The 13792-nt window shown below is 40.0% G+C and carries 8 protein-coding genes; 3 read left to right on the plus strand and 5 right to left on the minus strand.

Going from position 1 to position 13792, the window contains the following annotated elements; all coding sequences use genetic code 11:
* Positions 1–256: 256 nt before the first annotated feature.
* The gene (locus KHS79_RS08520) at positions 257–2059 is read left to right on the plus strand and encodes an acyl-CoA dehydrogenase C-terminal domain-containing protein (RefSeq protein ID WP_027707807.1); all 1803 of its coding nucleotides are present in this window, start codon (positions 257–259) and stop codon (positions 2057–2059) included.
* A gap of 123 nt (positions 2060–2182) precedes the next feature.
* Here the strand turns inward: KHS79_RS08520 and KHS79_RS08525 are convergent, their stop codons facing one another.
* Both KHS79_RS08525 and KHS79_RS08530 read right to left on the minus strand, forming a co-directional pair.
* Positions 2183–2428, minus strand: coding sequence for a hypothetical protein (locus tag KHS79_RS08525; protein WP_212718284.1), 246 nt, complete (start codon positions 2426–2428; stop codon positions 2183–2185).
* 231 nt (positions 2429–2659) lie between these two features.
* Complete coding sequence (locus tag KHS79_RS08530) at positions 2660–3109, minus strand: Hsp20/alpha crystallin family protein (RefSeq protein ID WP_027707805.1); 450 nt, start codon at positions 3107–3109, stop codon at positions 2660–2662.
* A gap of 456 nt (positions 3110–3565) precedes the next feature.
* Between KHS79_RS08530 and KHS79_RS08535 the strand changes: the two genes are divergently transcribed.
* Entirely contained in the window at positions 3566–5350 is a 1785-nt protein-coding gene (locus KHS79_RS08535; RefSeq protein WP_094785778.1) for an acyl-CoA dehydrogenase C-terminal domain-containing protein, read from the plus strand.
* Between the two features lie 65 nt (positions 5351–5415).
* Here KHS79_RS08535 and KHS79_RS08540 read toward each other — a convergent pair whose 3' ends face one another.
* Together KHS79_RS08540 and KHS79_RS08545 are read right to left on the minus strand one after the other, a co-directional pair.
* Entirely contained in the window at positions 5416–6975 is a 1560-nt protein-coding gene (locus KHS79_RS08540; protein ID WP_212718285.1) for a S8 family peptidase, read from the minus strand.
* 493 nt (positions 6976–7468) lie between these two features.
* On the minus strand, positions 7469–8911 hold the full coding sequence (locus tag KHS79_RS08545; protein WP_212718286.1) for a S8 family peptidase: 1443 nt from the start codon (positions 8909–8911) through the stop codon (positions 7469–7471).
* Between the two features lie 1053 nt (positions 8912–9964).
* On the opposite strand from KHS79_RS08545, the gene KHS79_RS08550 reads away from it, so the two are divergent.
* Positions 9965–11959, plus strand: a complete 1995-nt coding sequence (locus KHS79_RS08550) for a neutral/alkaline ceramidase (RefSeq protein ID WP_212718287.1) — start codon at positions 9965–9967, stop codon at positions 11957–11959.
* A gap of 144 nt (positions 11960–12103) precedes the next feature.
* On the opposite strand, the gene KHS79_RS08555 is transcribed toward KHS79_RS08550, so the two are convergent.
* The gene (locus KHS79_RS08555; protein WP_212718288.1) at positions 12104–13684 is read right to left on the minus strand and encodes a M23 family metallopeptidase; all 1581 of its coding nucleotides are present in this window, start codon (positions 13682–13684) and stop codon (positions 12104–12106) included.
* Positions 13685–13792 lie beyond the last annotated feature (108 nt).

The raw sequence follows: 13792 nt of genomic DNA on the forward strand, positions 1-13792 counted from the left end.
CAGTTTGAAAAAATGACTAAAATGATGGTTAGCGTATCTGGAAATACACATGGCTTTAACTTGACAAGTTAAACTTGCCAACGTATGTTTCAAACAACTGTTTTATTATTTTTATGCTCAAATAACAACCAGTTAGAATCCTCCTGAAGCGCTATACATACATAATGTTGCAACAAACCAGGATAGACAAAAGCAACACACAAATTTGTAAAAACAAATAAAAACAAGAAGTAAACCAGAGTGAGGGGTTAGCACTATGCCAGAATTTAAAGCACCTTTACGTGATATTCGTTTTGTTAGAGATGAAGTGTTGGGTTATCCAGAGCACTACGCAACGATGCCTGGGTGTGAAGACGCAACACCTGATATGGTTAATGCGATTTTGGAGGAGGGAGCAAAGTTTTGTGAGCAAGTGCTAGCGCCATTAAATCTCTCAGGGGATGAAGAAGGTTGCAAGTGGAGTGCTGAGGGTGTAACAACGCCTTCAGGCTTCAAAGAAGCCTATAAACAATATGTAGAAGGTGGCTGGCCATCACTGGCCCATGAGCCTGAGTATGGTGGCCAGGGTTTACCTGAGTCTTTGGGCTTGGTGCTTAGTGAGATGGTTGGTGAAGCAAACTGGTCATGGGGTATGTATCCTGGCCTAAGCCATGGTGCAATGAATACGCTGTCTGCCCATGGCACAGAAGACCAAAAGCAAGTTTATTTGACCAAGCTGATTTCAGGTGAGTGGACTGGCACGATGTGCCTGACTGAGCCTCACTGTGGTTCAGACTTGGGCCTGCTGCGTTGTAAAGCTGACCCTAATGCTGATGGCTCATATCGTATTTCAGGTACCAAAATCTTTATTTCAGCGGGTGAGCATGACTTGGCTGATAATATTGTCCACATCGTACTTGCACGTTTGCCGGATGCCCCTGCTGGCACCAAAGGTATTTCTTTATTTATTGTGCCTAAGAGGCTGCCTAATGAGCAGGGTGAGCCAGGGGAGCGTAATGCAGTTCACTGTGGTTCCCTTGAACATAAAATGGGCATTCATGGTAACTCAACATGTGTTATGAACTTTGATGAGGCTACAGGTTATCTAATTGGTCCAGCGAATAAAGGCTTAAACTGTATGTTTACCTTTATGAATACAGCGCGCTTGGGTACGGGGCTTCAAGGTTTGGCACATACCGAAGTGGCCTTTCAGGGTGCTTTAACCTATGCCAAAGACCGTTTACAGATGCGTTCTTTGTCTGGTCCCAAAGCACCGGATAAACCTGCTGACCCCATTATTGTTCACCCTGATATTCGTCGTATGATTATGACGATCAAATCATTTGGCGAGGGTAATCGAGCGTTAGCCTATTACGCTGCGAAATTAGTCGATGTTGCTAAGCTTTCACCTGATGCCGAAATGAGAAATGAAGCTGAGCAACTGTTGTCTTTTATTACCCCTATAGCAAAAGCCTTTATGACTGAGGTGGGCTTTGAGGCAGCTAACTTAGGCCTGCAGGTTTATGGCGGTCATGGTTATATCCGTGAGTGGGGAATGGAGCAAAATGTTCGGGACTGCCGAATTGCGCTGTTGTATGAAGGAACAACGGGTATTCAAGCACTCGATCTGCTCGGACGTAAAGTGCTTATGACTCAGGGTGAAACACTGAAGCGCTTTACCAAAGTGGTTCATAAATTCTGTCAGGCTAATGCTGATGAAGAAGCTTTGCAGGAGTTTATTGGGCCATTGACTGAAATTAACAAAGAGTGGGGAGATATCACCCTGAAGGTGGGTATGGCTGCTATGCAAAACCGGGATGAAGTAGGTGCTGCAGCGGTTGATTACCTGATGTACTCCGGTTATGCCTGCTTGGCTTATTTCTGGGCTGATATGGCAAGAGTAGCCCAGGAAAAGTTAAAAGCGGGAACGACAGAAGAAAGCTTTTATAGCGCTAAAGTAAAAACCGCACGTTTTTACTTTAAACGGATTTTACCTCGTACCCAAATGCATAAAGCAGCGATACTATCAGGTGCTGATAATTTGATGGAAATTGCTGAAGACGAGTTTGGAGTTGAATAATTCAGTGATTTGTGTGCTTTTTACTAAAAGCACACTGCTATGTTCAAAGTGAAGTGTATAAAGATTTTGGTTTGGTAATTTTCATACAGCTCCTTTATCTTGCCCGCGTTTAGCGGGCTTTTTTTATTCTGTTTCATCTAAAATCATGAAGCCTAAAAATGTCGTACTCAACATAATAATGATGACTACAGGTAATAATAGTGTGCAAATAAGCATAAAAAATGTGGTAATGACCCAAATAATATAAACAAGCTGTTTTTTTGTTTCTTGATTTTTAGTGAGCTGATGACAAACTAAGTCATGCTGTAATGATTGGCATTTAAGAAGAGTACTTATACTGTGAATAATAACTAAGAACCATAACTTCATGATATGACTACTTGGGTTTGATGCTTTAAAGAACAAAAATAATTGATAAGTCTACGTTTTACAAAGAATGACAAGAAATAATAGTAAGCAGGCTTAATCGCTCAGCTTATATATTTGGTAGGTTAAAAACTAAAGTTGAGTCGTTATGGCGGTTATTGAGAATATATTTTCGGGAGCACACGGCACCATTTTTGTTAGACATGGACCATATGCTCCCGATGTAATAATGGGTTAATTAATATTGATCTCTACTGAACGAGTGGCTGGTTTTTCCATTTTAGGTAGATGTAAGTTGAGCATACCTTCGGTAAACTCAGCACGAATAGCACTGGTGTCAGTATCTTCAGGAAGGTGAAAGCTACGGGCAAAACTGCCATAAAAACGCTCTACGCGGTGATGCTTACGATTTTTCTCTTCTGACTCGTACTTCCTTTCCCCTTGGATCGTTAATACGCCTTCTTCGACTGTCACTTTGACATCTTCTTTTTTGATTTCTGGTAGTTCAGCTTTGATAAGGTACTCTTCAGCGGTTTCAATAATATCAACAGCGGGAGACCAGTCATTCACTTTCATTGCTTCCCGCCCCCCTGCTGGTGTTTGTGCAGATTTGCCAGACATGCGCTGATAACGATCAAGCAGTGTTTCGAGCTCGCTAAAGGGATTCCACGGAACCATACTCATGTTTTATTCCTCCATGAAATAACATAACCATCTATTAAGTAGAGTGTTAACAGGACCTAGTAAATCGTACTGTATTAGAAAATTGTTAAAATAATATTGATAAATATCATGCAATATTTTGCTGATAATTGTATGTAACACTACGCGTTAAATCAGAGAGTAGTTTGAGCAAATTATACCCTTCGTGATCGGTATATAATAATACTAATGAGTCATATTGCGACGAATACAATAAAAAAGTTTATAAGGTATTATAGTAATATTAGATATAGCTATTTCAAAGGATGGTTGAAAGCGTTGGAGTAGAGGTCACACTTATTATTATTTGATGTTAAGCATCAATAAAACACTACATAAAATGTATAGTGGTTAACTCCATTTGCGAACTATTTAAGTCGTCGCAGTGGATATGGATATACTAGAAAAACTTAATTTAATTTTTGCTGAGGTGCCATCATGGCTGAATATAATGCACCCTTAACCGATATTCGTTTTTTACTTAATGATGTCTTTAATTGTCAGACTAAGTGGCAATCTTGGCCGGCATTGAAAGAGCAAGTTGATAGTGATATTGCTGAAGCTATTTTGGAAGAAGGCAATAAGATTGCTGGAGGACTGCTGGCACCTCTAAACCAGTCAGGTGATAGCCAAGGTGTCGTTTGGCAAGAAGGTAAGGTTAAAACGCCACAAGGTTTCAAAGAGGCTTACCAAACGATTGCTGAGGGTGGATGGTTAGGTATTACAGGTAATCCCGAATTTGGCGGAATGGGAATGCCAAAAATGCTGTCTGTTCACTTTGAAGAAATGCTTTATGGGGCAAATAACTCACTGGCTTTATATTTAGTGTTAACAGTAGGGGCCTGTTTAGCCGTAGACTCACATGCTGATAATAAACTAAAACAACAGTTTTTACCTAAGATGTATTCTGGTGAGTGGGCAGGCTCTATGTGTTTAACTGAAGCACATGCAGGTTCTGACTTAGGTATTATTCGAACTAAAGCTGAGCCTAATAGTGATGGCACATATTCGATTACGGGGACAAAAATATTTATTACTGGTGGAGAGCACGATCTTACTGACAACATTATCCACTTAGTTTTAGCAAAATTACCTGATGCTCCTGCAGGATCTAGAGGGATATCGCTGTTTATTGTTCCCAAAATATGGGTGAACGAAGATGGCTCTTTAGGTGAGTTTAATCAGGTCAACTGTGGTTCTGTTGAGCATAAAATGGGAATAAAGGGCTCAGCAACGTGTGTACTAAACTTTGATGGTTCACGAGGGTTTCTAGTAGGTGAAGCAAACAAAGGTTTAATGTACATGTTCACCATGATGAATTATGAGCGACTCTCCATTGGTATTCAAGGTATTGGTTGTGCTGAAGCTTCCTATCAAATTGCTGCAAATTATGCCAAAGACCGGTTACAAGCAAGATCACCTACTGGAGTAAAATGTGCTGACAAGTATGCTGATCCCTTATTGGTTCATCCTGATGTACGACGAATGCTACTTAATATGAAAGCTTTAACTGAGGGTGCTCGGATATTTTCCACATATGTAGCCTTGCAGTTAGACACAGCTAAATACAGCCAAGATAAAACTGAGCAGAAAAAGGCAAAAGACTTTGTAGCACTCATGACGCCTGTTGCTAAAGCCTTCTTTAGTGATATGGGCTTAGATGCTTGTGTTTTGGGGCAGCAAGTCCTTGGCGGGCATGGTTATATCTCTGAGTGGGGGCAGGAGCAGCTCGTTCGCGATGTACGCATTGCACAAATTTACGAAGGCACAAATGGTATTCAAGCACTTGATCTCGTAGGGCGTAAAGTCGTTGCTAATGGTGGTCAGTATGTTGCTGAATTTGTGGTAGAAATGCGTGAGTTCATAGAGCAGCAACAGAGTGAAGCTATGCATACGTATTTGAAACCACTACAAAATGCCATTGCTACATTGGAAAAAGTGACCGCTTGGGTGATTGATAAATCAAAAAATAATCCAAATGAAGTGGGTGCTGCTTCTGTTGAGTATTTACACTTGTTTGGCTATGTAGCCTATGCATATATGTGGGCAAAAGTTGTTGTGGTAGTAACGCATAAATCTGATAAGGACAATGCTTTTTATGATGCTAAATTGAAAACAGCTCGCTATTACTTTAATAAGTTATTACCACGTATTTATGGACTCGAGCAGTGTATTATGGCTGGCAGTGAAGATTTATTTTCACTTGATGATGAGCAGTTTTAAACTATAACACTCAGCTTAACTGATGATAGCGAAGGGTATACCATCGCTATCATCAAGTTAAAGAATTAATAAGGCCAACAATTCCAATCTAACCATGAGCAACTATTATCTGTCTCTGGCGTAGGTGGCGTTGTTGTATCTTCATCAAGCAATGATTTGGCTTTTTTGACTGCGGCGCCTGCATCAATTATTCCAGTACCACACCCGTATTTTTTACAAAGAGTTGCATTGGCTGAAAATACTTTTGCCGTGTCTTTTAAAATCTGCTTTGTGGTTGTCGGCGTCAACTTAGGGTTAACTGAATACATTAAAGCAGCCAGTCCAGCAACATGGGGAGCAGCCATACTGGTACCTTGATAGAATGCGTAGCCCCCTTCTATGGTGGATAAAATGCCATTGTACGTTTGTTGTTGTACATGGCCATTTTGGATAATACGTGTTTCTCCTCCAGGTGCGGCTACATCAACAGACTGCCCATAATTCGAATAATATGACTTATCACCATTTCGGTTTGTTGCTGCAATAGAAATAACGCCTTTACAGTTCGCTGGTGTGTATTGGCTTGCATCATCAGCACTGTTTCCAGCAGCTACAATGATTGATGTGCCTTGAGCTATAGCATCACTGATAGCATTCTGATAGGTCCTGCCACAGGCGTGTTTTCCACCTAAACTCATATTAATAACTTGGGCTGGATACTGGTTTTTAGGTGCATCGAGAACGTTTAAACCTGCAGCCCAGCGAATACCATCAGCAATATCTGAGGTATAACCACCACATTTGCCTAATACTCTTATAGGCAAAATATTGGATTTCCACGCTATACCGACAATGCCTTGCTGGTTGTTGCCAGAGGCTGCAATGATCCCCGCCACATGAGTTCCATGCCACGAACTTGGTTGGTCTTTGGCTGGTACTGGATTGCCAAAGCTATCTTGGCCACACTCACCAGCGTTGATGGCATCACCTGTATCGAGTGGGTCGTTATCCCGGCTATTACCATCATTGGCAGTCCAGGCATCAGAAATAAAGTCGTAACCAGGCAAGATTCGCTTGGTATCAATATCAGGGTGTTTAACAAGCCCGGTGTCTATGATGGCGACAGTTGTTTTTGTTGAACCTGCTGTTATGTTCCAAGCATCAGGAAGGTTAATACCCCCTGGCTTCTCATAGTAATTCCATTGCTCACTGTAACGAGCGTCATTAGGCATTTCTTGCTTGGTAAGTATATAGTCAGGTTCCGCATATTCTACAGCGCTATCATTACTTATCTGTTTGGCTAGGGATTCAACGGTATTGATATCAAGGGTTTCACCTAAGCTATAAACTTGTGCACCATTTGAAGTATACCGTAAAGGCTTTGCCTGAAATGCACTTAACATTGAAAGTGCTGATGCTGTTTGAGCTTTGCTGATGGCAGCAGCTGGCGTATTTTTTATATTTTTGGGTGTTTTAAATTTAATAATTAGGCGGTTAGTAGATGCTGCGATATTAGTTACAACCTTGCCTTGCTCTGCTTTTTCAGAATTTAGAGAGAAGTTGTTAGCCGAAGCTGGGCTAGTAATACTTGCGAGTACTACAATAGAAAGAAGTCCAAGTTGCGGGGAACTGTTTTTTTTTATCATGTTATTGGCACTCCATGCTGGTTTTGTGGCTGAATTTCCTTGGTATGCATTGTTATATGAACTAACTTTCACTTAACTGCTTGGCTGAGTTTTGCTGGTAAAACAAGTCGAGCGTAACTTCTTTCATCCAAATAAAAAAATGAATGTGGACTAGTCAAGAGAGTTCATTTTTATTATTAATATACCCTTCATATATGAGTATATATGCTGAGCTTGGCTGGTTATTACTGCACAGTACAACGCTTTGCAATATGTATTAAATGTTTGTCAAAAAAGGTTATATGTCAAACTTTAATGACATATAAGAAAGACTAAGTTATGGCGTATAGCAAAGGTATACATCTAGTGCTTTCTGTTGCTATGAGCTGTACATATAAAAAGTATTCTTTTTATCTAGAATCTAGAATGCGTTTTCTAATGCATGGATGCTTCAACAAGAATGGAGGCTTGTGAAAAAGCCTCCATGGTTCTCATCCTTACTTTTTGAGTAATATTAGTAGTATTTTGCTTTCTTTACTGCTTCACCTGCGTCAATAATCCCTGTACCACAAGTGTCTTCAGTACAAAGGTTATTGCAGCCACGTGTATAACATCCTGGAAAACTACGCGTTGTTGATTTTAAAATTTGCTCAACAGCGCTAGGTGATAGATCAGGATTAACTGCATAAAGTAGAGCTGCAGTACCTGCTACATGTGGTGCAGCCATGCTGGTACCTTGATAGTAATCGTAATTGTCTTCTCCGGGTGCTGAGGAGCCGGCATTGAGTGTGGATAATATGCCACCTGTTTTATAGAACCAAGATGTTTCACCGCCAGGCGCCGCAACATCAACGACAGTTCCGTAGTTGGAATAATTTGCACGGAAGCCTTTTTTGTTAGTGGCTGCCACAGTAATAACACCACTACAACTGGCAGGCGTGTAGTCTTTGGCATTGTCATCACTGTTACCTGCAGCAACTACAATAGAAGCTCCTCTGTCGCGTATTGCTTGGATAGCATTTTGATAGGTCCGGCTACAGCTTGAATAACCACCAAGACTTAAGTTAATAACTTGCGCTGGGTGAGTATTACGAGGAGCATCATCAACATCAATTCCTGCTGCCCACATCATGCCATCTGTAATATCAGAGGTATATCCACCACACTTACCCAAGACTCTAATAGGAAGTACTTTAGCATTCCAGGCAACACCAGAAACGCCTACGGAGTTATTACCCACCGCAGCAATTGTTCCGGCTACATGCGTTCCATGCCATGAACTGCTTTGGTCTTGAGAAGGGTAAGGGTTGCCGTAACCATCAGTTCCACAGTCACCGGCTTTAATTGCATCTCCAGTATCGTAGGCATTGTCGTCACGACCATCGTCATCGTTTGCAGCCCAGGCATCAGAGATAAAGTCATAGCCAGGTAGGAGATTGTTTTTTAAATCCTGATGTGGACGAACCCCAGTATCAACCACTGCTACAACAACAGACTCTCCAGAAGGCATTTTACCTGTAGTAAGGTCCCATGCTGCTTCCGCATTTATGCCACCTTTGGTGTCAAAATAAGCCCATTGCTGGTTGTACATTGGATCATCTGGAGTATTTAATGCCGTCATTATATAGTCGGGTTCTGCATACTCAACATCACTTGTTGTATGAGAGATTTGTTCTGCAATTTCACTCACTTTGGATACATCGACAAGCTCGCCCAAATTATATACTTGTGCACCCGATGCAGTTTTATGCAGTGGTTTGAAGCCCATTCTTAGCATTTGAGCATGTGCACTGTTAGCGTTATCACTGCTTACTGAGGCTGACTGGCTTTTTTTAAACTTAATGATGAGACGGTCAGTTTTTTGGGTAATTGAGTTGTTAGCTACTGCATAAGTGTTAGTTAGGCTGAAAGCAATTGTTGCTGCAGAAAAAAGACTTAACAGTCTCGTCGATGGCATGGTCACACTCCCTGTTTAAGGATTTTTAGCTAAATAATAGTTCTTATTTAAGTTTGTTTTGTGGATAGCTTAGGTGATTAGCGCAGAGCAAATAAAAGCACTGGATGTTCTAAACCCTTCTTTTTGAGTATACATCACCAGAAATATACTTGTTTAATACTGCTAGTTACCGAGTTAAACGAAACTAAAAAAGACTTTTAGTGTTTTATATGCACTGGCTACACCAGTCTTTTTTAACTTTTATTCTCATTACAGCTTGTTATGTGTTTAATGATATAAGATGTTTCCATCTGCTAGGATTGAAGCTAGCTGTTTGTCCGTTTTTTTATTCCACACTAAAAATATATTATATTTTTGCTTTGTATGGCAATACAAAATTGTTAAATGCATAACTCTTGCCATAAGTATATGCTAAAAAAGTCTTTAAAAACAATAGGATATTTTTTTGTAAGAAAACGCCTATTAAAAAAATAGCAATTTGTTGGTGCATTGTGCGCTAATTTGCAGCATTTAGTCCTGTTGTTAATTGAGTCTAGATGCCATTAAAAATAAAGAAGTACGCTTGTAGGTTAATTTGGGGGCCAGTTTTAGTTAATTGTAACAAAGTAAAAAAATGTAATTGGCTGAAAATATAAGTTTGTTTTCTGACTTTTATGTTAGAAAGTGACCTTTAATACTTGATGTTGTGGTATATAAAACCGGAAAGTTTTAGTGGGAGAGACTTAAGTGTTTGATTAAGATCGTAGAGATAAAATCATAGTGTCTATTTGTGAAATGGAATTCTGTTACAAATAGTTTATATTTTTTTATGTCTTCTTCATTATTTCTATTTGAGTATCAGGTGCAATGAGGATATTGCGAAATCAATATGCCTTGATACATGTTGTTACTTGTTGGTAAATAGTTTGGTAATGACTGAACAGAAGCATATTGACTAATGAAGAACATTATTTCCTCAGTAAAAGGTGTGGTCTGTTTTCATTTTACCCTTCGCTGAGAGTATATAACCATAAATAAAATAATAACAAGTATGCTAAGGACAGACAAAATACAATGAAAATAAGAATTATAAATATTGCATTGCTCATTCTGCTTTATGTGTCTTCACCGTCACTTTCTGCAAAATATGCTGTAGGTGTAGGAAAAGCTGATATTACAGGGCCAGCAGCTGAAGTATTATTTATGGGTTATGCTGACTTGGATCAAGTGGCCGAAGGAATTAAAACCAGGTTGTGGGCACGAGCATTTATTGTCAAAGATCAAGTTACAAATGATAGCGTGGTTTATGTTGTTACTGATACAGGAATGGCTTTTCAAGCTATCAAACAAGCTGTTGTTACTCGCCTAAATAAAGTATTGCCAGGTTATTATCATGATCATAATGTAGTGATTAGTGCTACGCATACTCACTCAGGTCCAGGAGGATTTTCACATTACGCATTGTATAACATTACGACAAAAGGATTTATTAAACAGAATTTTGACGTAATTGTTAAAGGGATTACCAACGCTATTACTCAAGCACATCAAAACCTTCAGCCGGGTGAATTATTCATAAATGAAGGTCATTTGCAAGGTGCTAATCGTAATCGTTCTTTGCAGGCTTATTTGCAGAACAAAGATGCTGAGCGTTATTCAGCAGAAGATACGCGAATGGTAGTCCTTAGTTTTAAGCAAAAAGGACAGCTGGTTGGAGTGTTAAGTTGGTTTCCATCACATGCCGTCTCTATGCCAAAAGAAAATAAGTTTATAAATTCTGATAATAAAGGCTATGCAGCCTACTTATTTGAAAAGTATGCCAAGGATGTCTGGGGCGTAAATATTGTCTCGGCTTTTGCACAATCTAATGCCGGTGACATGACACCTAACATTAACTTGGATGGTACTGGACCAGGGAAAAATCCGGAAGAAAGTACGAAACTCATTGGTGAACTTCAGTTTAAAAAAGCACGAGATTTAGTATTACAATCGAACCAAAAACTAACTGGAAGTATACAATATCGACATCGTTATTTTGATATGAGCAAACAGTGGGTGCGTCGGGAGTTTACTGCAGGAAAAATGGAGCAGACTTGTACTGCCGCATTAGGCTATGCGTTTGCGGCAGGTACCGAGGATGGTCGAGGACTTGATTTTTTTCATGAAGGCCAGTTACAGGAAAATCCTTTTTGGCAGGCAATTGCAGCACTATTAAGCCAACCTACAGCAAAACAAAAAACATGTCATGCGCCAAAACCTATTATATTGGCACAGGGTAATGCTAAGCCCTTTCCCTGGAGCCCTGAGGTGCTTCCTGTCAGTTTGATTCAATTAGGATCATTTGTTGTGGTGGCATTACCTGGTGAATTTACGGTAATGGCAGGTCGGCGTATTTTGCAGACATTAACAAAATATTACCCTGATACCAGGGTTTCAGTGATGGCAGGCTATAGCAATGCGTACTCGGGGTATGTCACAACATTTGAAGAATATAATGCGCAGCACTATGAAGGAGGCTCTACTCATTTTGGGCCATGGACTTTAGCTGCGTATCGTCAAGCTGTGAGTGAATTAGCACAAAGTTTACATGATATAAATAAAGTTCAGAATAACTATAAAGAACCTAAACCGCGTGATTTGAGTAAACATCAAATTAGTTTTGACTTACCTGTCGTCTATGATCAAGCACCTCTCAATAAGAAAATAGGTATGGTTGAACGTGATGCACTTAGCCAATATAAAACAAGTGATGAAGTCGTTGTCACATTTTGGTCTGGGCATTTACGAAATGACCTTAGAGTGGGTAAAAGCTACTTATATGTTGAAATTTTTACGCAAGGTGAGTGGAAAACGGTTGCTACAGATAATGACTGGAGCACAAGCTTGCAGTGGAAACGAATTGACCCTATTTGGGGGTCATCAAATGTAATTATTCGTTGGCAAATACCTGAGAATACTTCGCAGGGACTGTATCGTATTCGGCATGTTGGGGCTTATCGGCAGCCCATTACGGGTGATGTAAAACCCTATACTGGGGTCAGTAGGGTATTTTATGTTGGTTTAAAGTGACAGATGCTGCATATCGCTAGTGCTTGATTTATATCCTTGGTTGTGGGTATATCATATGAACAAACTGCCGTTTATGTGGCAGTTTGCTCATATGAAAATATGAGCGTAAGTACCCTTATAGGAGTGTAAGTACTCTTAAGAGTATCAAGGAAACTGACTATCAATAATACCGCAAATGGCTTTTGCGAGCTGGCAAAAATCAACATTAGGATTATTTAGTTGCTGTTCCTGCTCTGTTGCTGGAAATAGATTGCTTTGTGGTGCCGTTATAGTTTGACCTGTACCTGCACAGATTGAGGTCGCAACAATATTACAAATCATACCAGGAAGTCCACGTAGGTCTGGTCCTGTATTATTTGGTGGTAATGGTAACTGTGGCCACTCTGGGCTACTCGGTGGTTGAGGTGTGCTAGGAGGTTGTGGAGAACTCGGTGGCACACTTGGATCATCATTACTATCAATGCCTGGATTATAGATACGGCCAGAGCAGTGTTTATCGCCATCTTTTGTAAGCCAGAAGAAACTACAGTTATTATCGTAGCTGCCACGCCCTGTATGGATTTTATAACCAGAGAGGGATACATCGTTAAGATGTATGTACCGACCTTGTAGTTTCAAACTGAAGTGCTGGTGAGGGCCTGTAGAGTGACCTCCATTACAAAGTGCTTGAGATTTATTACTAGCATAATTAGCAATAGGCTGATTTATTGATACCTGATCACCTGTACGAACTTTAATATTAGACAAGTGATAATAGTGCGTTGACCAACCATTTTTATGGGTTATTTCAAGAGAACACGAAGAATGTACTTTGGCTACACCTGAAGCTGCAGCAGATACCCACTGATTTGAAGTATCACTTCCCCAGTTTCCTCCATTGTTAAAGTCAAGAGAGGATAAAGGACGATTACCACTTCCGGTATTGGTGTGAGCGCCACCTATATGCCAGTATTCTCCGACTGGAAAAGGAAGTTGAAACATCGAGTCTGGCGGAAGTTGAACATAATTATCTTCAGTTAATGATGTTGTACTGTTACTGAGTTCATTGGGAAAAAGTCTATTGTAAGTTTCAATGAATCGCTGCAAATTAGAGGCGTCGCTCGTCGTTGTAAATTCGCCACTGGCTTCATTTTGTGTGAATAACTGATTAATTGTTTGAGCTTGGTTTAGCTGTAACGTATCAGCTGTTTGAGCATTTAATGATGCTGAAGATTTACTTGGATGGTAATGTAATTTGGCTAACCGTTTCGCAATGATTTCAATCTGTACTTCAAATCCTACTTTCACAGATAGGTTGCCAAAAGGTGATTGTAAATCAGCCTCTGTTGCTGATGAGTTAGTGATAATACCCGATTGTTGCTCCATTAATGCGAGTAAGACTTTTGGGCTAATACTGGTAAATCCACTCCAGTGCGAAATAACCTCGGCATATTGGTTAAGGTGAGGAGCATGCTGAGCTAGATACTGCGCTAAATCAAACTGAGACATTTCCGTTGGAGAGTAGAGCAAGTGCTGTATAGGGAAATCTTCAAGCTTACTGGTTTGACCGTTTTCAGCCTGAGCAATACCACTGCCTATTACTGTTGTCGCACCGATAATACTTAATGTAAGTAATGTTTGAGGTATGAGTAGTTTTTTGAGGGGTTGCTGCTTCGATTTTGCTATTTGATTCTGTTCGCAAGACGCATATGGTCTAATGACGTTATTTAAGCGATAAATCTTCATTGTACATCACCTGTACTTAATTCCCTTACACAAATTATTTTTACCCTAAGCTATATGTATACATGTGAGTGTTTAGTTACTTAAAAGCTTGCTAGGGTATAGCTTCGT

This window comes from Zooshikella ganghwensis (assembly GCF_018263875.1).
Lineage (GTDB): Bacteria > Pseudomonadota > Gammaproteobacteria > Pseudomonadales > Zooshikellaceae > Zooshikella > Zooshikella ganghwensis.